Here is a 20,345-nt window from a genome sequence, read left to right as displayed (position 1 = left end):
TTGCTGTAATGAAAATCGGAGCGTTAGAGGAACATTATGAACTAGAGCTGGAGCAGCTGTATGATAGGGATGAAGCACGTGCTTTATTTAGTATTGCAGCAGAACAGGTTTTGGGCTTAACGGCAAATAAACTGAGGATGGCAAAGGAAGAAGAGGTTTCTTTCATCAATATGCAGAAGCTTTTGAGTATCCTCAATGATCTGCAGATAGGAAAACCGATTCAGCACATTTTAGGCGAAGCCCATTTTTATGGGATGGTGTTTCATGTAAATCCGCATGTACTTATCCCCAGGCCCGAAACGGAAGAACTGGTTGATTGGATTATTTCCGAACACCAGGCCGGTCAGGGTGAAGGGTTGAAAATTTTGGATATTGGCACTGGCTCCGGCTGTATCCCGGTTTCATTAAAAAAGCATTTGCCCAAGGCAACAGTTTTTTCTCTTGATGTTTCTGCCGAAGCCATAGCGGTAGCCCGGCAAAATGCAGATAAGATGGGTGTACAGGTTAATTTTATTGAGGCTGATGTACTAACGTTTTCCAGCGATCTAAAATTTGATGTAATCGTTAGTAATCCACCTTACATCAGGGATCTGGAAAAAGTAGATATGCACGAAAATGTATTGGTGCACGAGCCGCATTTAGCCCTCTTTGTAAGTGATGAAAACCCATTGGTGTTTTATAATGCAGTAGCCGATTTTGCCAAAACGAACATGCACAGTATGGGAAAATTGTATTTCGAGATTAACGAGTATTTAGGTGAAGAAACCATTGATATACTAAGAGATAAATATTTTATAGATATTGAGTTAAGAAAAGATATGCAGGGTAAAGATAGGATGATACAGTGTGGACCTCCGGCGTACCATTAACATCAAATACCACTAAGATCTTGGATGGAACTGCGTAATCACTTCCCGCAAATAATCTCTGTCTATATGGGTGTAAATTTCTGTTGTGGTAATGCTGGAATGCCCTAACATTTCCTGCACCGCCCTCAAATCTGCACCGCCTTCAATTAAATGGGTGGCAAAAGAATGCCGTAGCGTATGCGGACTGATCGTTTTCTGTAACCCGGTAGAAACAGCTAAACTTTTAATTAAATTGAATATTGAAATGCGGGAGAGCTTAGCGCCAAAACGGTTCAAAAAGATAAAATCTTCATTTCCTTTCTTGATATTAGCTTGTACACGAACTTCATTGATGTAAATTTCGATCAGCTTTAAGGCTACTGTACCAATGGGTACCAAACGCTCTTTATTTCCTTTCCCAATTACTTTGATAAATTCAATCTGGGGGAATATGTTCGATATTTTTAAATCAGTTAACTCACTAACGCGCAGTCCACAACCATATAATACTTCAATTATTGCTTTATTCCTCATGCCTTCAGGTTTAGAAGCATCTATTGCTGCAATTAAATCATTAATTTCGTGGATATTTAAAGTGTCGGGAAGTTTTCTGTTAATTTTCGGTGCCTCAATTAGTGCTGTTGGATCGTGAGTAATCAGGTCTTCTATCATGAGGTAGGCAAAAAATGCTTTTAAGCCCGATATTACCCTGGCCTGTGTGCTGGCCAGCATACCAAGCGCATTGAGCCATGATATAAATGACCTTAAATCGGCTATCTTAATGTCGGCAAGCTGTGGTGTTTCGTTAAGCGATTGGTAATATTGGCCCAGCTTCTCAATGTCGCTCAGGTAAGCAGTTATGGAATGTGCAGATAAAGAGCGCTCCAGTTTTAAATAAGCTTTAAATCCTTTAATATATGATTGCCAAAGCATGATTTTATTTAAGATTTTTTATAACATTGCAACGTTACACATTTAGCGTTACAACATATCATGAAAATACAAATTATTAACGGTCCAAATTTAAATCTCTTAGGCGTTCGCGAGCCATCTATTTATGGCAATACCAGTATTGAAGATTACATAAAAGAACTCAAAACAGTTTATCCAGCCATTGAAATCCATTATTTTCAAAGCAATGTTGAAGGAGAGCTGATCAATAAGCTGCACGAAATCGGATTTACTTATGATGGGATTATTTTAAATGCAGGCGGTTATACCCACACTTCAGTTGCTTTGGCTGATGCAATTGCGGCCATTAAAACCCCAGTTGTGGAAGTGCACATTTCTAATATTTATGCACGTGAAGAGTATCGCCATGTTTCATTAACCGGTAAAAATTGTCAGGGCGTTTTAACTGGTTTTGGTATGAAAGGTTACCGTTTGGCCATAGAAAGTTTAATTATTTAACACAATATCATGCTTAAAAATCTAATATTAATCTCGCTGTTATTTGCTTTTTTAATGGGTAAAGCCCAGGAAAGCACAGTCAAAAAAAATGTACTGAACGAACAATCTGTTGTGCGTGGTGAAGATGGGATGGTTTATCCTTACAACACCTGGAAAAAACTGATGCTTTCGGGCAAGTACGGTTTGAAAAACAGAAAAACCTTCACGGATAGTGGACAACCCGAATACCTGATTTATGAGTTGTCGGCCGAGCAGAAAGCGGCAAATATGAGCAAAATGCCAAGGCCTATGGCAAGTGAATCTTTTAAGGAGGGCGAGCTGTTTAATGGCTTTAAAGTTAGCGATATAAACGGGAATAAATACAATTTAAAAGACAGTATTGGCAAGGTTTATGTGCTTAACTTTTGGTTTATCAACTGTCCGCCATGTAAAAGCGAAATTCCCCACCTTAACGATATTGTAGCCAAATACAAAGATAAAAAAGAGGTTGTTTTTCTGGCCATTGCCTTGGATGAAAAATTTGACCTGAAACCTTTTCTAAAAACAATTCCTTTTGACTATAATATTGTAGCTGCCGGCCGTTCAATAGCCAACAGATATGGGGTAAAAGGCTATCCTACACATGTGGTGATTGACAAGAAAGGTTATATCAAATTTAGTGCACTAGGTTTGGGATCGAGTACAATTAGCTGGCTTGAAAAATCGATTGAAGAATCTTTGTAATACGTTTAATGTGGCCTAGAAGATGGCATCTAGGCTACCTATCTACGCGTTAATGACGATTGGTTTTAAAACCTGTCAATCTTCAGCGATTTTACTGATCACCGTGCTGGAATATTTATTTCAGTTCAGAAAAATGCCTGATTTTTTTGATGAAAAACGCCCAAACCACACTTTTGTTAAATACACCTGAGTGTTTGGTGTATGGCTTCTGAACCTGCTGACGCTTTTTGTTGGTTTTTGATAATGATTTAAGAAAATGCCAATGGCCCTTGCTTACCGCCATGGTAAATTTAGGCTTCCCACTGAGCAAGAAATGCCACCAGGCAATAAAATCAATGCACATCCTGATTAAAATCCTGAAAACGGCATCACCAGCAGGAAGGTTTTTCTGCATGATAATGAGGTTATTCCTAAAGTTCAGGTATGTTTTAAAAGGATTTTCGGTTTGTAAAGTGCCGCCGCCAACATGATACACTTCTGCATCAGGGCAATACACAACCTTGTAATTTAAGTTTTTTAAGCGCCAGCATAGGTCTATTTCTTCCATATGGGCAAAAAGATCGGCGTCAAGACCGCCAGCTTCTTTCCAGCATTTGCTTTTGATGAAAAATGCGGCACCACTGGCCCAAAAAATTTCTTTTGTGGTATTGTATTGGCCGTTGTCGAACTCATAAACGTTAAATATCCGTCCGCGGCAGAAGGGGTAGGCGTAAATATCCAGGAAACCTCCGGCAGCTCCGGCATATTCAAACTGTTTTTTATCGTGCTGCCATTTAATTTTCGGTTGTGCTGCAGCAATCTGTGCATCACTTTCCATTAAATCAATTACCGGTTTAATCCAGTTTGGAACAACTTCTACATCAGAGTTGAGCAAGATAAAGTAATCGGCTTCAACACGTTCTAGAACTTTGTTGTATCCTCCCGCAAAACCATAATTAATATCGTTCTGGATAATTTTTACCGTAGGATAATTTTCTTCTAAAAAGGCAACCGAATCATCTGTAGATGCATTATCGCCTACAACAATTTGCAGGTTATCGTATTCAGAAAGCAAAATTCCGGGCAAAAACTGCTGTAAAAATGCTTTTCCATTCCAGTTTAAAATTACAACGGCTACTGATGGGTTCATTCTTTTTATTCGGGTTTAAATTTCCAGCGTTTATGGCTCCAGAGCCAATATTGAGGCTGTTCTTTAATAATATCTTCTAAAAACTTAAAATGCAGGTTGGTGATTTCAAATTCACCCATTATTGCAGGATCGATGCACATGGGCAGAACTTCAACATGGTAGTAACCTGGTTTAAGCACATTAACCTTAAAATAATAAATGGGCCTGTTTGTCGATTTTGCAATCTTTTCTACACCCAATAATGCTGCGGTTGGCTGTTCCAGAAAATCAACAAAGTATTTGCTTTCTTCCCTGGTAGGCGATTGGTCGCTGGCAAAGCACAATAAAGTAGCCTCCTTTTTGTAAGCGGCAATTCCACGCAGTGTTTGCCGCATGGCAATAAAAATGTTGCCATACCTGGTACGGGCGCAATCAAACCAACTTTCGAAAATCTTGTTTTTAATGGGTTTATAAATGACCATTGTTTTGGCCGAAATACTTAAGCCCAGGGCTAAAGTGCCCAGTTCCCAGTTGCCGTAATGACCGGTGCAGGCCAAAACACTTGCGCCCGTTTTAAAATGTTTTTCCAGTTGCTCTAAGCCGGTAAAGCTTACCCTTTTCAATATTTCTTTTTCCGAAAGACTGGTCATTTTTATGATTTCGAAAATAAGCTGTGCCAGGTAAACAAAGAATTTTTTCTCTATTTTTCTAAGCTCAGCAGTTGATTTCTCGGGAAAGGAACACTTTAAATTTTGCCTGACAACTTTTTTTCTATAGCCTATTACGTAATAAAGCAGATAATATAGTAATCTTGCAAAAAAAAACAGCAATGGCAGGGGAAGCAGCGACAGTAGGTATAAAAAAAATACGCCTAGGTGCGCAATCCCTCTTTTAATCATTATTTTTAAAACGTTTCAGCTACAAACATAAATTTTCAAATGCAGAATACAGCTATACTTCCATTATTTTATCTACCACCAGTTGGTTATTTCAGTTTATTGCAAAAACTGGGTGCAGATTTTTTAATCGAAAAACACGAGCATCTGGCTAAGCAGACCTACCGTAACAGGGCCAGTATTTATTCGCCAAACGGTAAACTGGATATTACTGTTCCGGTGGTTAAGGGGGCTAAAACGCATACTAAAATGAAAGATGTACGCATTAGCTATGATTTTAAATGGCAGCGCTTACACTGGCTGAGTTTAGAAAGCTGCTACAGAAGTTCGGCTTATTTCGAATTTTATGAAGATGAACTTTCACGTTTTTACAACCAAAAATTTGAATTTCTGTTTGATTATAACCTCGAACTATTATCGTGGTTAAACAAAAAGTTGAAATTAAATGCACCCATTAATGTAACTGCCGATTATGTGGATGAAATAGTGCCTGAACTTGATTTTAGGGGCATGATGAACCCTAAAAAGGAGGGTGATATTGTAAAAAATAAACCATATTATCAGGTTTTTGAAGATCGGCATCAATTTTTGCCCAACTTAAGTGTAGTTGATTTGTTATTTAATCAAGGCCCACAGGCCCGGTTATATTTATAAGTTATGGCTAAAAACAAACCACGTAACAGGCATAAGCACTATAAGGTGCCGGCCCCGGGTACCAGTCCGGGTTTATACGCAATTGATGAAGATGCACTAAAGCCGGTTATCGTTTTGCATACCTATAACGATAAAACCTATAAAAAGGAAGAGCTGAAAAATATCAACGACATTGCTAAACTCGTTGAAAATAAGAGCTTTAATTACTGGTTTGATATCAAGGGATTGGGTGATCCGAACATTTTTGAAACACTATATGCTAAATTCGATATCAGCCGGTTGGTATTAGAAGATATTACCAGTTCTTACCAAAGGCCCAAACTCGATGAATACGATAACGACAAGTATATTTTTTCAGTTAGCCGCCATCTTTATCTTGGTGATGATGGTATTTTAAATAACGATCAGATTTCATTTATCCTTTCAGAGCGTACCTTAATTACCTTTCAGGAAACCTATGCCGATTGTTTTGAGCCTGTTAGAAAGCGTTTAGAGCTGGGTAAAGGCAATATCAGGATAGGCGGGAGCAGTTACCTGATGTACGCCATCATGGATGTGATCGTAGATAATTACTTTGCGCTTTTAAATTTTTGGGGCGAGGAACTGGATGCCATTGAAGACCGTTTGTTTGATAATCCGGATAGAAGGATTATGTATGATACGCAGGGAATCAAAAGGTCATTGATTACCATCCGAAAAGTGACCTGGCCGGAAAGAGATAAATTGAATGATATAATCCGTACAGATAGCCCTTTGATATCTGATTTGACCAAAACCTATATGAAAGATGCTTACGATCACTGCATCCAGATTATAGATTTTATCGAATCGTTAAAGGAAATTGCCTCGGCCAATATTGATATGAATCTATCCATCATTAGCAACAGGATGAATGAAATTATGAAAGTGTTGACCATCATTTCTTCTATTTTTATTCCGTTAACCTTTATTGCCGGTATTTATGGCATGAATTTTAGCCGCGAAGATCCCGTTACTGGAAAGGTGATGCCCGATAATATGCCCGAGCTGTATAGTCCACATGGATACTTCTGGACCTGGATTGTGATGGGTGTAATTGCGGTGCTTCAGGTCATTTATTTTTGGCGTAAAGGCTGGTTTAAATAGGTGATCACTTGCTTTTCATAAGTTAATATTAGTAGCTTTATACGTTTTTTGGTTAGGTTATAGATGCAGTCATTCGAAATAGATAAAAGCGACGTACTCAAAGTTAAAAATGCAATTTTAGCTGGCGATGAAACTTTAAAAGAAGTTTTAGGGGAATATCATGCCTCAGAAATTGCGATTTTGTTTGAACGTTTGGATAAATCCGAACAGCAGCACATTATCAACCTGCTTCCTGCAGAAACCGCTTCCGAAATTATTTCGGAAATGGACGAAGAGTCCCATCCCGAGGACTTACTGTTTCAGTTACATCCTGATAAACGGACCGAAATTGTTGAAGAGCTGGATTATGATGATGCAACGGACATTATTTCTCAACTGGAAGATCACGAGCAAAAAGAGATTCTAGAAGATTTACAGGATGAACATGCCTCTGAAATCCGTAACCTTTTAACTTACGACGAAAAAACAGCAGGGGGACTGATGAACACAGAGTTGATCTGTGTAAACATTAACCTTACAAAAAAAGATGCCATTGATGAAATTATCCGTCAGAGCGAAGAAATGGAAGAGTTTTATACCATTTACGTTGTGGATGATGAGGAGATTTTTAAAGGGATCGTTTCACTAAAAGATATCATTAAAGCCAGGCACAATGCCAAAATAACCGAGCTGGTTAAAGTAGATGCCGTTTATGTGCACCCTGATACCGACCAGGAAGAGGTGGCCAATTTAATTTCGCAGTATAATTTAACCAGTATACCTGTAATTGATGATCACCAGAAATTGCTTGGGCGGGTAACATTTGATGATGTGATCGATGTAATGGAGGCCGAAAGTACTGAAGATATCCTTAAAATTTCAGGGGTATCAGAAGATGAGGAACTGAGCGGTAACTGGGTAGAAGCGGTAAAATCGCGTTTACCTTGGTTAATTATCAATTTGGGCACGGCGTTTTTGGCTTCTTCGGTAGTGCGTTATTTTGATCCGACCATTAAATTAATTCCTTCTTTGGCAGCCTATATGACCATTATTGCCGGTATGGGTGGTAATGCTGCCACACAAGCACTTGCTGTAACCGTAAGGCGTATTTCACTTTACGATTTAACAGATAAACAGGCCTACAGAACGGTTTTAAAGGAATTTACCGTTGGTTTGATCAATGGCGCTTCGAACGGGTTAATCGTATTTATTTTTGCTTTCTTTTTTGATGGAAATCCTATGCTCGGTTTGGTTATCTTCCTGGCTATGACGGGTAATCTGGTTATTGCAGGCATTACCGGAGCAGGCATTCCGCTTATTTTGAAAAGGGTAGGTATCGATCCTGCCATTGCATCATCTATAATTATTACTACTTTTACCGACGTTTTTGGTTTCCTATTAATTTTAGGACTGGCCAGTAAACTTTTACTATAATCAGGATTGATCTGATTTAAGCTTTCGGGATTCGATGCCTGAAATTTTAAATCGGGATTCTGTTAATTAACTAATACGACATAAAAATTAAATCTGTAAAATCTGATCCACATGCAAACGACAAGACACGATTGGACAAAAGAAGAAATATACGAAATTTATAATAGGCCATTTTTGGATCTGGTTTATGAAGCTGCAACCATACACAGGGAGAATAAAGATTACAATGAAGTTCAGGTAAGTTCATTAATTTCGATTAAAACCGGAGGCTGTAAAGAAGATTGTTCATATTGCCCACAGGCTGCCCGTTACCATACCGATGTAGAAGTACAGCCGATGATGCAGGTAAGCCAAGTGGTAAGTGCGGCCGTTAAAGCCAAAGAAGGTGGCGCATCGCGCTTATGTATGGGTGCTGCCTGGCGCGAAGTTCGCGATAATAGAGATTTTGACCGTGTAATTGACATGGTTAAAGCCGTAAACGATATGGATATGGAGGTTTGCTGTACCTTAGGTATGCTTACTGAAGATCAGGCGCAACGTTTAGCTGATGCGGGTTTATATGCGTATAACCACAATATTGATACTTCAGAAGATGATTATAAGCGTATCATTTCTACCAGAACTTACGATGACCGTTTAAATACCATTAAAAACGTTCGTAAAGCTAAGTTAACCGTTTGTAGCGGGGGTATTATTGGATTAGGTGAAACTGTTGAAGACCGCGTTTCGATGTTGCAAACACTTTCTAATATGGAAAAACATCCTGAATCTGTGCCTGTGAATGCTTTGGTTCCGGTAAAAGGTACACCGCTCGAAAACCAGCCACGCGTTCCAATCTGGGATATGGTAAGGATGATTGCCACGGCGCGCATCGTGATGCCAAATTCGGTTGTACGTTTATCTGCCGGAAGAAATGAAATGAGCACTTTAGAACAAGCTTTCTGCTTTATGGCAGGTGCCAGCTCTATTTTTGCTGGTGATAAATTGTTAACAACTCCAAACCCGGCTTTTATTGATGATATGGCCATGTTTGAATTATTGGGCTTAAAAACACGCGATGCTTTTAAAAACGGTAGACCGGCAAATACTTTAGTTAACGAAGAAGCAATATAATTTAAGCTAGCAAGTGGCTGACTTTGATATAAATGAGGAAGGTCCTGGTTTTTAACCGGGACCTTTCTCATTTAAAGTAAATTTTTCTCGAAGAAATACATGCTTAATGTTGATCGTCATTTCGCTGCGCTCCATCCGATAGCTATCGGATCTAGATGACGGACAGTCATATAAGTTTGTATAAAAAACCTAAACCGCAGTTACCCTAACTTCTATATTGCCTTTGGTTGCTTTAGAGTAAGGGCAGGCCCTGTGCGCTTTATCTGCTAATGATTGTGCTTCCTCATGCGAAATGCCTGGAATATGCACATCCAGATCGGCAGAGAGTGCAAATGCATTCCCATCCTTGTTAAACGAAACCAGCACTTTTACATTGGCTTCACTTACATCAACACCCTCGCGTTCGGCTATAGAACCTAAAGCACCCAAATAACATGGACCCCATGCTGCGGCAAATAATTCTTCGGGGTTGGTTGCGCCGCCCTGTCCGCCCAGTTCTTTTGGCTTTCTTAAATCCAGATCTAAAATACCATCGCCCGATTTAATGTGACCGTCTCTTCCTCCAGTAGCTGTAACCTCAGCTGTATATAGCTTTTCCATAATAATTTCTTAATTGATATAGTTTAACAAATTATAGTTGTCTTTGTTTTTAGCTGATTTAAGACTGCTTAAACATACTGTAAAGCGCATAAATGACGATAGTATGAATAATTTAAAGGCATTTCATGTAAAAAAACTAAAGGTTTATCTGCTTAATTAATCTCAAAAATCGAAACGAAAATGATTTCTAAAGTTATGGAATTATTAAGCATAGTTTTAATCTGCTTAAAAATCAAGCGATTATAAGGGCAGTTCTTCCAGATTTGAAGAATGTAATATTTACCTATACTCATTTATCAGTATCCGGTTTCGTGTAAAAAACCATGACTTTATCTTGACACAAAATCGCTGAATATACTAAAACGATATTTTTATATCATAACTATATAAATCGTCCCCGTTGATTAATAGATTGTTTTTGATGTTGCTTATAGCATGTTTTGCTACGCCATCTAAATTGTATGCGCAATCCTGCCCGGAAAATATCGGTTTTGAGAATGGAAATTTTCAGAACTGGAAGATATTTACCGGTGCAATCAGCATTGAAAACAATCAGAATACAATTACAATGAACGAAGTTGCCAAACCCATCCCGGGCAGGCATAGCATTATCAGCAACAAAAAATTGGTTGATGCTTACGGAGGTTTTAGCCTGATACCGCCAACAGGTGGTAATTTTTCGGTAAAGCTTGGCGATAATGGTACCGGAGGGCAGGTTGATGGAATATCTTATCTGCTAACCGTTCCCGCCGACCGACCTGAATTTGCCTTAACCTACCAATATGCGGTGGTTTTGGAAGATCCAGATCATCAGCCATTTGAACAGCCACGTTTTATTGCCAGGGTAAAAGATGTTGCTAAAAATGAATACATATCCTGTGCATCTTTCGAATATGTGGCTACTTCATCGCTGCCCGGCTTTAAAAAATCAGAATTATATGAAACCGTGATCTATAAAGACTGGTCGCCTGTTACGATTAATTTATCGGGCTACCAGGGCAAGCAGGTAGAGATCGAATTTATCAGTACCGATTGTTCAAGAGGTGGGCATTTTGGCTATGCTTATGTGGATGTAAATAATGTATGTAGCGATTTAATTGCCGGAACCACCTATTGCAAAAGTGCCGAGGCCATTACTATGTCGGGACCAAGTGGTTATCAGAGTTACAATTGGTATAATGAAGACCGTTCTGTAAACTATGGCTCTGGGCAATCTATTACCATAAAACCAAAGCCTGCAGAGGGCTCGAAAGTGGTTTTAGATCTCATTCCTTACGCGGGCTTCGGTTGTCCGAGTTCTATTAGCACCGTTATAAAAGGGGTAGATTATCAATTACAGGTTTTGCCTGAGGATGTGGTGTGTGAAAACACAGAGGTTGATTTATTAAGTGCCAAATACATCCTTAACCGCACTGATGATTTTACTTATCTTGTATACGAGGATAAAGATTTAACAAAGCTTATTGGCAGCACGGTTAAGATTACGGCCGATAAAACTTTTTATATAAAGGCTACCAATTACAAAGGCTGCGAAAGTGTTGTGCCCATTGCTATTTCGGTTTATCAAGTAGCCAGCATTACGATAAATAATCCAACGGCAGTGTGTTATTCCGAAAGTGTAGATATTACCAAAAAAGAATGGTGCACCGGAGCGCTGGATGGGGTAACCAAAACCTATTACAGCGATGAAGCCGCAAGCCAGGTATTAACCCATCCGGAGCAAATTAAACTATCGGGCACTTATTTTATTAAATTTTCGAATGCCTTTGGCTGCAGTAAAGTGCTTCCAATCCTGGTGAGCATTAAAGATAAGCCTGTGCTTAAAATCAATAATCCTAAGCGAGTTTGTTATCCAGAGCAGGTAGACCTTACAGCCATTAAAAACTATTTGGGAAGCGATGACAGTTTTAAATATAATTTTTATCAGGACGAGGCGCTTACAAAACCTGTAGAAAATCCATCTCAGGTTAATCTATCTGGCACTTATTACGTATCGGCTACTAATGCAGAAGGCTGTACGGTGAGCGATAAAATAGAAGTAGTGATCTATAATCTCCCGGTGTTAAACATTATCCAGCCGGCAGCATCCTGCTATCCTGATAAGGTTGATTTAACTAATCCGGCACTGTACAGCTCGAACAGCAGCGATTTAACCTATAGCTATTTTTACGATGAAGCATTAAGTAATCCTATTGCATATCCAAAAGCTATCGCCAAGGCCGGAACGTATTATGTTAAAGCCACCAACAATGGGGGCTGTTTTACTTCGGCAAAAATAAATGTAACCTATAATACATTGCCTAAACTAGTGTTAAACAGGCCAAAAGCCATTTTCGATAACAGTTTTGTTGATTTAACGGCTGCCGAAATTACCAAAGGCAGCAGCGGCTTTGTAAAAACAAGCTATTTTGAAGATGCTGACCTGAAAAGGCCGGTATCTAACCCTACACAAGTAAACAGGGCTGGCATTTATTACGTGGCTATACAGAACGAACAGGGGTGTAGGGTAAGCGGGCCGGTTGAACTGACCGTTTTGCCACAGCCTAAAATTATTGTGCCAACCGCATTTACCCCACAAAAAGAAACCAACAACAGGCTTTATCCATTTTTGGTAAGTGTACAAAAGCTAACCAGTTTTAGGGTTTACAACAAATGGGGCATTTTGGTTTACGAAAGCGAAGCATTGGTTAATGGCGGCTGGGACGGACAGTTTAAAAGCAAAATGCAGCCGTTAGAAACATTTTCGTGGTTCGCCGAAGGGGTAGATACTTTTGGCGGCAAAATTCAATCAAAAGGAAAAACTATTTTAATATTATAATGTACAGAACGCTACTCGTATCATTTTTGTGCCTCGCTTCGGTATGTTGTTCGGCACAGGACCCAAGGTTTTCGCAATACTTTGCGGCTCCTTTATCGCTTAATCCGGCATTTACAGGTTTTTTTGATGGCGAATATAGAATTGCCGCAAACACCCGGCAACAATGGGGCAACCTCGGCGATCCGTACAATACCTACAGTGTTTCGGGCGATGTGAAGCTGGTTGAAGACGAAAATTTTACCAATAATTATTTTAGCGTCGGATTGAGTGGCTTATTCGACGAATCGTTAAACAAAGCTTTAAAATCGCAGTACATCAGTGCAAGTGTTTCCTATTACCAGTATTTTGATGAAGAGCACCGCTTTAAATTTGGTCTGGCGCCGCAGGTTACTTATGTTTCTAAATATCTGGATTACAATAAACTAACCTTTGCATCGCAGTATAATGATGGTGGCTTCGACAATTCTATGCCCAATTACCTCGATTTAAAGAATGATAAAACTTCTTATTTTGATTTAAATATAGGTGTAAACTTTGCCGCCAGTTTCGATTACCTGAGTTTCGCAGTCGGTTATGCCCAATACCATTTAACCAAACCACAGGAAGCCCTGCTCAACAGCAGCAAAGACATTGTATCCAGCCGCAAAACAATCAACTTTGGCATGTTGTACCTGTTAAACAATTATGTTGATTTAAACCTAACAGGGGTTTATAACGCACAAAAAAACAATAAAGACACCATATTTGGCACTGTGCTTGGGCTAAAACCGAGCGATGAGACCCGGATGAAGCTTAATTTTGGTGTTTGGTATAAATTTAACGAGTCTTCATTTTATCCCTATGTTGGCGTTTCTATGGGTAACATAAGTGCTGGCATGAACTATACAGTTTACGGGAGCAAATTGCTGAGCGCTACACCGCGTACCTACGAGCTCTCTTTTATTTACAGGCATAACAATTTTAAAGGATTTAAGGTGCCTTGTCCTAAATTTTAATCAAATGAAAACCTTTGTAACTTTATTTGCGCTTGTTGTTTTAGCTAACCTGGCATACGGGCAGAAAAAAAATATTGATTACCAGTTCTTCAGAGATACAAAACAGTATTATGCTTTTGAGCTGTTTAAAAATGCCGACAGTGAAAAAACAGGAGAACTGATGTTGAATTTTACGACAAATGATAGCTTTACTAAAATAGAAAAAATTTTGATCAAAGCTGGCGCGGTAGAGGTTAAACTGAAATTCAAACAAAGGGCTGAAGCCGTTAAGTCTGATAACCCAGAGCAAAAGTTTTATCCCGTCATTTTTAGCGAAAAAGAAATTACCGATAAAAACCTGGGTTGCGAAGCGCAGATTGTGTTTAAATTGGATAACGGACTATCGTATACTTTGCCTTTTAATGCCTGTTTACTTAAATAGGCGCTAAATTTTAATCTTCACCGAAAGTTTATAAATATCGTAAGCCACTTTTTGGATCAGATCGAACTGTTCTGGGATCAAATCTTCCCCTTTTGTAATAAGTAGCCCATTATCATTCAGCCTGATCAGCGGTACATTATCGATGGTGCTTGTACCTTTTACCAAATTATCAATAGAGGTATCGAGCAGATAGTTGGTATTGTTGGCGATGGGTTTCAGGCCATCAAAACTTTCAAAAATAAACTCGTGTTCCTTATTATAAAGCGAAAGGGTAGCTACATAAGAAGACAAAAGGTGGTTCAGTGCCGTAAACTGGTGTACTTCTTTAATAAAAAGCTGCTTACTCTTAGGTTCAGAGAACATTCTTTGAAACAGCGAAGCCAGGTTGGCCGTACTTACATAAACTTCTTTTCGGGCTAATTTATATTCTGTCCGGTTATAACTTTTATCAAAATACAATTTAATAACCTGCTCGTAATACGCTTTATTTGCCTTTAAAATATCCAGCATGGCCTCTTTAAGCTTTTCGTGCTCCCAAGTAGGAAATAGCGAATAGCTGGCCAGCAGTGCAATGCCCGAACCTATAAAAGTATCGTAAATCCTTTCGCGTGCCAGGGCGATAGAACCCATGCCCAAAAAATCGAATAGGATGAGAATGTAAGGGGTCATAAAAAGCACGCTTACTACATAATTTTTCCGCTGAAAACTGTAACAGCCTACCATGCAGATGAGCAGGATGACAAATAGGGTATCTCTATCGTGGATATAGGTAAGCACAGCCATCCCCACAAAAGCACCGATGGTAGTACCAATTAAACGCTGATAATTGCGTTCTTTGGTTAAACTAAAACCAGGTTTGGATATTACCAGTATCGTTAACAAAATCCAGTAGCTATGCGAGAAATTAAGCAGTTGCGCAACCACAAAACCTAAAAGCATAACCACGGTAACCCTAAGCGAGTGCCTAAAAGTAGAAGAAGTATAGGTTAGGTTTTCGGTAAACAATTTAAAATCGAATTTTTGCCTTGTGATAAATTTCTCTGTATCTACCTCGGCCTGTCTGATATCTTTGCTGTTTCTGACCTTAAAATAGCTGAATATGGTTTTAACCCTCGACAGTATATTTTCGATGTTCACTTCGATATTCTTCAAGGCAATAATGCCCAGTGTATTGTATTCCTGATTCTGGTTCTTGCTTTCTAGATGGTTGATTTTGATTTTCAGCCGTTCAACCTCAATTAAGAGGCGTTTAGATAGGACAGGTTTGCCGCCACTTTTTAATGCAAAAGCAATATCATCCAAAGCATACGAAATCCTTTTAATGGCCATTTCATAATCCGACAGTATCCCTGCTTTATCAAACTGATCGTGAAGCTGCTGGTAATTGTAATAGGTAGACATTACCTGCTCGAACAGATCAACCATATCTACAAATACCAGTAACAGAAAGCGGCCTTCTGGACTAGAATCCCTTATAATTTCGCGTGTTTTAAAAAGCAGTTCCCTAACCGCATCCTGCTTTTCGTGTACAGATACCTGGAGTTGCAATAAATCTGAATAGGTTTTATCGTAATTGTTGTTTTGGTGATAAAACTTGGCTTTTTCCCTTAAAAATTCGGCTACTTCTAAAATAGAATCGCTTAGCGATTGCTGAACCAGCCTGAAAGGGCGCAAGCGGTACACAAAATAGCTTAAGCCGGTATACCAAAGGCTACCAGCCAAAACCATTGCCGAATGCGCCAGTACCTCTTGCCATGGGCGAACATCATCAATGCTCAGTACCATAATTAGCAGAACTGCTGTACCAACCGATGCGGCCCTTAAGCCATATATATAAAACATGGAAAAGATAAAACTCGATACAGCCAGCAAAAAGGCAATAAAATAGTGGTTCTTATTGGTTAATCCGGTAATGATAGAAAAGGTAAAAATAAGTGCTGTGGTAATCAGCATGGCATTACGGCGGTGAACCATTGGCCCTGGGCTATCTACTACGCTTACGCACAAGGCGCCTAATGATAAAGTCATGCCGTATTTTAGCATACCGAACTGGGCAAATATTAAAGAGGGAAGGAGTACGCCAATGGTAATGCGCAGGCCGTCGGCAAAATACGTACTCAATAAAAAATCTTGTATGTTTCTGATGGGTTGCCTAATCTGCATGTACAAAAATAACATAATAGCGAATGTTTTTAATGTGTTTTGAGTTAAGTTTTTTTGTTTTTTATGCGTATTGGGCAGAAATTGGCTAACGTGCTGACCTTTAATTTGATAAGCTTTGTTTATAAGCAGCGAAAGGCTTATTGTTGATAACATCAGCAAAAATGGGATTAGATAGCTAAAAAAGCTGTTTTTAAATATTTAAGATGTTGGTAACCAGTGTTTTTAGGTTGATAACTTTGTTTAAAAAAACAACCACTTTTTTCTTGACAAATAAGCGTTTTGATGCTAAATTAGATCATATCAAATACGAAGTACTTTGAATTCTGATAAAACAATCCAAAAGAAATAAGGAACCGAAAGGGGAAAAATTTCGGAGAGTTTACAGGGAAAACGATTAGTTTCAGAAAGGGTTAAACCGAGTAAGAATATACATAACCATCGAGAGATTGGATCATAAGAAAATCGAACAGGCCCAAACAGAGATTATTGAAAACTTGGAAGTCTAAGGACGGAGGAGTTGGAAATAAATTTTCACGGATCGCAAAAGTTGCAAAACCTAACGAGAACGGAAAAATCAAAGTAACAAGAATTAGATGCTTTAAAAACCAACTAAGGTTGTTTTTAAGGTTAAAACGGGGAACTGAATCGAAAGAAGAAGAACCCCGTTTTTGTTTATACCACTATTTCCCATTCAAATACCTTAGTGCGAAGTGTACGTTTTTTTGAAGTGCAATAAATTCACCTCAACACCATGGGCTGATTGGATGGAGAAACTGGCACCAATCTGTTTGCTCAGCCCTTTCATCAGATTTAAACCCAGTGAATTGATTTTATCAAGATCAATACCGCTTGAAAAACCTTTCCCATCATCTTTAATCATTAATGAAAGGTGCTTATCGTCCTCTTTTTTTAGTGCAATGTACACATCCCCGCATTGCCCTTCATCAAAGGCATATTTGAAGGTATTGGTGATCGCCTCGTTCAATATCAGGCCCAGGGGAACGGCAAGCGAAACATCAAGCTCACAGTTATCAATATCCTTATTAAAATTAATCTGAGGACCGATATCGTAACTATCCTTTAAATAAGAAATCAGCTCGTTGATGTAATCAGACATGTTAATCTGCGATATGTTATCGTTCTGATACAGTTTTTGATGTATCAAAGCAATCGAATGCATCCGGTGTTCGCTGTTTTTTATAGCCGTGTAAGCCTTCTCATTATCAATGTACGATGATTGTGATTGTAGTAGCCCCATCACAATCTGCAGGTTGTTTTTAACACGATGGTGTACTTCTTTGATGAGCCACTCTTTTTCGTTTAAAAGTTCGTTAAGGTGGATGTTCTTGGATTGGATTTTAACATTATTGATCTGTTTTTGCCTGTAATTGTAATACAGTAGCACCAGGAACAGAATGAGTACAATAATTCCCAAAAACGTAATGTTGCGGATAAACGTAGCCTCCTTAACTTTGGAAAGCTGTATAATGTTGGCCTGCTTTAACAAACGGATGGCCTGGCTGCTCTGCTGCATTTCATATTTAACCTGAAGCTCCTGGATTTGCTTACTCTTAGACTGGTTGAAAATAGAATCTTTTAAAGCGATATAGTTATTCAGCTTCTGTATGGCCGAGTTATACTGGCCTTTGGCCGAATCTATTTTAAACTGCATAAAATAAATATCTTTTTTTCTGCCAAGTGTATAATCGCTTGTTAGCTGCTTCAGTATAGGCTCTGCTTTTGCGAACTGTTTGGTTGCCACATAGAACTTCATAAAATCATATTTTGCATTGCTAACCGCTTCGGGTTCATCCTGCTCAGTAAAAAGGCCAAGCATTTTTAAAAAATACCTTTCTGCCATTGCGCTGTTACCCAATGCAACATAGCAGTTTGCTTTAATCTGGGCAATGGTGGCATTATCAGAGGCAGTGCGGTCGGGGTGGCGTTTCTCCAGCCTGATAATTTCCTTTAATGCTTCTTTCGGTTTTTGAAGCTCGATAAGCTGCTGTACTATGAAACCCGCTGTAACGAAAATATGTTTTAAGGGTATGTTCAGGTGCTCGCGTAACTGGATTGTTTCGCGGTAATAGGCAATGCTTTTTTCCCTTTGTCCAAGTTCCTGATAAATCTGTCCCATTTCTCCGAGGTATTTACTTCGGTGCAGGGTATCAGTAGCCGGTTGTATGGCCTTTATGCTTTCCAGTCCGTAATAGAGCGATTTGTTAAGGTTGCCCCAATAACGGTGTGTCTTAGCGATTAAATAATAACAATCGGCGAGGAAAAGGGCTTTAGTGTTACCGAATTTTTGTACCACCTCCTGGCAGTCGGCCTCACCATCACTTAAATAGCTAAGATAATGATTGGTTTCGGCAATAAGGTAGCGGTAGCGGATCTGTGCTTCTAAAGGGCGCAGCTGTTTGGCAATTTTGAGGGCACGAATTATAAATGGCTGGGCTTCACCTCTATGCTGAGGGAAATTTTGCTTTAATGTGCCTGCAAAGGCAATGATGCTGTTGATTTCACCTTCGCTATTATTGGCTGCCCGTTGGAGTGCAATAGCCTGTTTAAAATATTCAACACCAAGCTGTTTTTGTCCGTGGGTGAGATCCCATCGTCCTGCATTTTCCAGTGCTGCGATTTTTTCTTTTAAAGCAAGATCTGATGGAGTAGAAAAAAGCTTATCGAATGCCGAATAATATCTGGGGCTAATGGCTAAGCCAACGCCTGTTCCTATCTCCGGTGCGTATAACATGGCCCTGTTTTTGGTCCTGGTTTCCGTATTAGCCTTTGCTGCCGCATCTGGGGCTGTTTTTTGTTGAGCGCACAAGCCCAAAGAGAACAGTAGACCGGTAACAGTGTATAAAAGCCTTAACATTGACCATATGCATTAAAGCGGAATAGCATGCCAAAAAGGGATTTTAAATTACTAGATTTCCTATTCCGGATAGCTTCGGTATTCATGCATAAATATACAAATAATAAATTATTCCTCTCAGTGGTTTTCTTTGCCCAGAGGCGCAAAAGGTTTTGGTTAAATAGGATTTATCTTTATAGTTAATTACTGCCCAGACTGAGTTTCTAAGCTAAAATTAGGCTTAGCCTATAGTTGAAACACTCATCGCCAAGCAAAAGGATTAAGCGGATTAACGATGAAAAAAAATGTGAGTTTGATTTTAACAGGTTGTAGAAAGCAAATTTACCTCTTGCTTTCTACTATGTATTTAAATTTATCAGAACGGTAATAGCCCACATTGTATTCCATAGGCCGGTCGCCCTGATCGAAAACAAATCTTTTACGGAGCAGGACAGGCTCACTAATACCAATTTCCAATTTCTTAGAAATAAATTTATCTGCAGCCTGGGCCGTTATTTCTTCCTTTGATAGGGTAGCAACCGCCGAGTAATCCTGCTCAAGTATTTCGTACAGCGGCCGCATAAAATCTTCTTCACCCGAAAGGCCTATACGGGGGTGGAAATAAGAAACAAAGTATACAATTGGTCCTTGCTCACTGCCTCTAACACGTTCCAGTTTAAGTATTTTTCTATCTGTTTTAATTTCGAAAAAATTGGCTATAATTTCGCTCGGCAGCTCCCACGATATATGCAGCTCAAAATTTTTGATCGGAATGCCCCGCGCTTTCATTTCCTGCGAAAAACTCAGCCAGTTCATCGATTTGGAATCTATTATCTGCTCTGCAACCTTAGTGCCAACGCCTTTTTTACGCACTAAAAGGCCTTCGTAAACCAGTTTATTCAGCGATTGGCGAAGGGTAGACCTAGAAATGGCAAGCTGATTGGCCAGATCTACTTCTTTTGGTAGAAACTTTCCATTAATGTATTCCTCTTTTGAAATAAGGCTGCGCAAGAGCTGCTCTGCCTGAACATGGAGTGGTACAGCACTTTTATGATCTATTTTAAGTTTCATTGTCGGCTTTAGCTTGATTACAATAATGCGCAAGATAATATATATTGAACACATATGTAGCTACAAAATATGGCCTGACTAAAAAATATTATGAAATATGATGTTATGTAAGTATGTTTGTACATATACTTTA

17 protein-coding genes are annotated in these 20,345 nt (G+C 39.1%); 10 read left to right on the top strand and 7 right to left on the bottom strand.

All coding sequences use genetic code 11. The features are described 5' to 3' along the window. Nucleotides 1-8 precede the first annotated feature (8 nt). Nucleotides 9-869: a peptide chain release factor N(5)-glutamine methyltransferase gene (gene prmC / locus ACS5PU_RS06075; protein ID WP_439458382.1), complete on the top strand. Its 861-nt coding sequence runs from the start codon at nt 9-11 to the stop codon at nt 867-869. A 12-nt stretch (nt 870-881) separates the two neighbouring features. Here the strand turns inward: prmC and xerD are convergent, their stop codons facing one another. Next, entirely contained in the window at nt 882-1,781 is a 900-nt protein-coding gene (xerD, locus tag ACS5PU_RS06070) for a site-specific tyrosine recombinase XerD (RefSeq protein WP_439458381.1), read from the bottom strand. A gap of 60 nt (nt 1,782-1,841) precedes the next feature. On the opposite strand from xerD, the gene aroQ reads away from it, so the two are divergent. Together aroQ and ACS5PU_RS06060 are read left to right on the top strand one after the other, a co-directional pair. Then, nucleotides 1,842-2,258: a type II 3-dehydroquinate dehydratase gene (gene aroQ / locus ACS5PU_RS06065; protein ID WP_439458380.1), complete on the top strand. Its 417-nt coding sequence runs from the start codon at nt 1,842-1,844 to the stop codon at nt 2,256-2,258. Between the two features lie 9 nt (nt 2,259-2,267). Beyond that, nucleotides 2,268-2,981, top strand: coding sequence for a TlpA family protein disulfide reductase (locus ACS5PU_RS06060; RefSeq protein WP_439458379.1), 714 nt, complete (start codon nt 2,268-2,270; stop codon nt 2,979-2,981). Nucleotides 2,982-3,096: 115 nt separating this feature from the next. Here ACS5PU_RS06060 and ACS5PU_RS06055 read toward each other — a convergent pair whose 3' ends face one another. Both ACS5PU_RS06055 and ACS5PU_RS06050 read right to left on the bottom strand, forming a co-directional pair. Further along, nucleotides 3,097-4,110, bottom strand: coding sequence for a glycosyltransferase family 2 protein (locus tag ACS5PU_RS06055; protein WP_439458378.1), 1,014 nt, complete (start codon nt 4,108-4,110; stop codon nt 3,097-3,099). Between the two features lie 5 nt (nt 4,111-4,115). Continuing rightward, nucleotides 4,116-4,988, bottom strand: a complete 873-nt coding sequence (locus ACS5PU_RS06050) for a lysophospholipid acyltransferase family protein (RefSeq protein WP_439458377.1) — start codon at nt 4,986-4,988, stop codon at nt 4,116-4,118. Nucleotides 4,989-5,027: 39 nt separating this feature from the next. On the opposite strand from ACS5PU_RS06050, the gene ACS5PU_RS06045 reads away from it, so the two are divergent. The 4 genes from ACS5PU_RS06045 (at nt 5,028) to bioB (ending at nt 9,290) form a co-directional block, all read left to right on the top strand. Continuing rightward, the gene (locus ACS5PU_RS06045) at nt 5,028-5,639 is read left to right on the top strand and encodes a WbqC family protein (protein ID WP_439458376.1); all 612 of its coding nucleotides are present in this window, start codon (nt 5,028-5,030) and stop codon (nt 5,637-5,639) included. A gap of 3 nt (nt 5,640-5,642) precedes the next feature. Continuing rightward, entirely contained in the window at nt 5,643-6,764 is a 1,122-nt protein-coding gene (gene corA / locus ACS5PU_RS06040; RefSeq protein WP_439458375.1) for a magnesium/cobalt transporter CorA, read from the top strand. A gap of 63 nt (nt 6,765-6,827) precedes the next feature. After that, on the top strand, nt 6,828-8,177 hold the full coding sequence (mgtE, locus tag ACS5PU_RS06035) for a magnesium transporter (protein ID WP_439458374.1): 1,350 nt from the start codon (nt 6,828-6,830) through the stop codon (nt 8,175-8,177). Between the two features lie 111 nt (nt 8,178-8,288). Then, nucleotides 8,289-9,290: a biotin synthase BioB gene (gene bioB / locus ACS5PU_RS06030; protein WP_439458373.1), complete on the top strand. Its 1,002-nt coding sequence runs from the start codon at nt 8,289-8,291 to the stop codon at nt 9,288-9,290. 189 nt (nt 9,291-9,479) lie between these two features. On the opposite strand, the gene ACS5PU_RS06025 is transcribed toward bioB, so the two are convergent. Further along, nucleotides 9,480-9,890, bottom strand: coding sequence for an organic hydroperoxide resistance protein (locus ACS5PU_RS06025; protein ID WP_293742268.1), 411 nt, complete (start codon nt 9,888-9,890; stop codon nt 9,480-9,482). A gap of 418 nt (nt 9,891-10,308) precedes the next feature. Here ACS5PU_RS06025 and ACS5PU_RS06020 point away from each other — a divergent pair, with 418 nt between their 5' ends. The 3 genes from ACS5PU_RS06020 to ACS5PU_RS06010 are packed head-to-tail and all read left to right on the top strand — an operon-like array spanning nt 10,309 to nt 14,124. Beyond that, nucleotides 10,309-12,708: a hypothetical protein gene (locus ACS5PU_RS06020; protein WP_439458372.1), complete on the top strand. Its 2,400-nt coding sequence runs from the start codon at nt 10,309-10,311 to the stop codon at nt 12,706-12,708. Further along, complete coding sequence (locus ACS5PU_RS06015; RefSeq protein WP_439458371.1) at nt 12,708-13,703, top strand: PorP/SprF family type IX secretion system membrane protein; 996 nt, start codon at nt 12,708-12,710, stop codon at nt 13,701-13,703. Before ACS5PU_RS06020 ends, ACS5PU_RS06015 begins: the two co-directional genes overlap by 1 nt. Nucleotides 13,704-13,707: 4 nt before the next feature. Continuing rightward, a complete protein-coding gene (locus ACS5PU_RS06010) occupies nt 13,708-14,124 on the top strand; it encodes a hypothetical protein (RefSeq protein WP_439458370.1) in 417 nt (138 codons plus the stop codon). Between the two features lie 3 nt (nt 14,125-14,127). Here ACS5PU_RS06010 and ACS5PU_RS06005 read toward each other — a convergent pair whose 3' ends face one another. The 3 genes from ACS5PU_RS06005 to ACS5PU_RS05995 form a co-directional block, all read right to left on the bottom strand. Further along, nucleotides 14,128-16,287, bottom strand: a complete 2,160-nt coding sequence (locus tag ACS5PU_RS06005; RefSeq protein WP_439458369.1) for an FUSC family membrane protein — start codon at nt 16,285-16,287, stop codon at nt 14,128-14,130. A gap of 700 nt (nt 16,288-16,987) precedes the next feature. Beyond that, nucleotides 16,988-19,162 (bottom strand): histidine kinase dimerization/phosphoacceptor domain -containing protein, encoded by a 2,175-nt coding sequence (locus ACS5PU_RS06000; RefSeq protein WP_439458368.1) that lies wholly within the window; start codon nt 19,160-19,162, stop codon nt 16,988-16,990. A gap of 321 nt (nt 19,163-19,483) precedes the next feature. Continuing rightward, on the bottom strand, nt 19,484-20,212 hold the full coding sequence (locus ACS5PU_RS05995) for a GntR family transcriptional regulator (RefSeq protein WP_439458367.1): 729 nt from the start codon (nt 20,210-20,212) through the stop codon (nt 19,484-19,486). Between the last annotated feature and the right edge of the window lie 133 nt (nt 20,213-20,345).

The organism is Pedobacter sp. GSP4 (assembly GCF_051857575.1).
In the GTDB taxonomy this organism is placed as follows: domain Bacteria; phylum Bacteroidota; class Bacteroidia; order Sphingobacteriales; family Sphingobacteriaceae; genus Pedobacter.
This window is presented reverse-complemented; position numbering and strand designations above follow the sequence as displayed.

What these genes read in the sequence shown, in the direction of transcription:
- ACS5PU_RS06045 (WP_439458376.1), top strand. Translation starts at nt 5,028, where the DNA reads ATGCAGAATACAGCTATACTTCCATTATTTTATCTACCACCAGTTGGT.
- xerD (WP_439458381.1), bottom strand. Translation starts at nt 1,781, where the DNA reads ATGCTTTGGCAATCATATATTAAAGGATTTAAAGCTTATTTAAAACTG.
- ACS5PU_RS06055 (WP_439458378.1), bottom strand. Translation starts at nt 4,110, where the DNA reads ATGAACCCATCAGTAGCCGTTGTAATTTTAAACTGGAATGGAAAAGCA.
- prmC (WP_439458382.1), top strand. Translation starts at nt 9, where the DNA reads ATGAAAATCGGAGCGTTAGAGGAACATTATGAACTAGAGCTGGAGCAG.
- ACS5PU_RS05995 (WP_439458367.1), bottom strand. Translation starts at nt 20,212, where the DNA reads ATGAAACTTAAAATAGATCATAAAAGTGCTGTACCACTCCATGTTCAG.
- bioB (WP_439458373.1), top strand. Translation starts at nt 8,289, where the DNA reads ATGCAAACGACAAGACACGATTGGACAAAAGAAGAAATATACGAAATT.
- ACS5PU_RS06015 (WP_439458371.1), top strand. Translation starts at nt 12,708, where the DNA reads ATGTACAGAACGCTACTCGTATCATTTTTGTGCCTCGCTTCGGTATGT.
- ACS5PU_RS06005 (WP_439458369.1), bottom strand. Translation starts at nt 16,287, where the DNA reads ATGCAGATTAGGCAACCCATCAGAAACATACAAGATTTTTTATTGAGT.
- corA (WP_439458375.1), top strand. Translation starts at nt 5,643, where the DNA reads ATGGCTAAAAACAAACCACGTAACAGGCATAAGCACTATAAGGTGCCG.
- ACS5PU_RS06000 (WP_439458368.1), bottom strand. Translation starts at nt 19,162, where the DNA reads ATGTTAAGGCTTTTATACACTGTTACCGGTCTACTGTTCTCTTTGGGC.
- ACS5PU_RS06010 (WP_439458370.1), top strand. Translation starts at nt 13,708, where the DNA reads ATGAAAACCTTTGTAACTTTATTTGCGCTTGTTGTTTTAGCTAACCTG.
- ACS5PU_RS06050 (WP_439458377.1), bottom strand. Translation starts at nt 4,988, where the DNA reads ATGATTAAAAGAGGGATTGCGCACCTAGGCGTATTTTTTTTATACCTA.
- mgtE (WP_439458374.1), top strand. Translation starts at nt 6,828, where the DNA reads ATGCAGTCATTCGAAATAGATAAAAGCGACGTACTCAAAGTTAAAAAT.
- ACS5PU_RS06060 (WP_439458379.1), top strand. Translation starts at nt 2,268, where the DNA reads ATGCTTAAAAATCTAATATTAATCTCGCTGTTATTTGCTTTTTTAATG.
- ACS5PU_RS06025 (WP_293742268.1), bottom strand. Translation starts at nt 9,890, where the DNA reads ATGGAAAAGCTATATACAGCTGAGGTTACAGCTACTGGAGGAAGAGAC.
- aroQ (WP_439458380.1), top strand. Translation starts at nt 1,842, where the DNA reads ATGAAAATACAAATTATTAACGGTCCAAATTTAAATCTCTTAGGCGTT.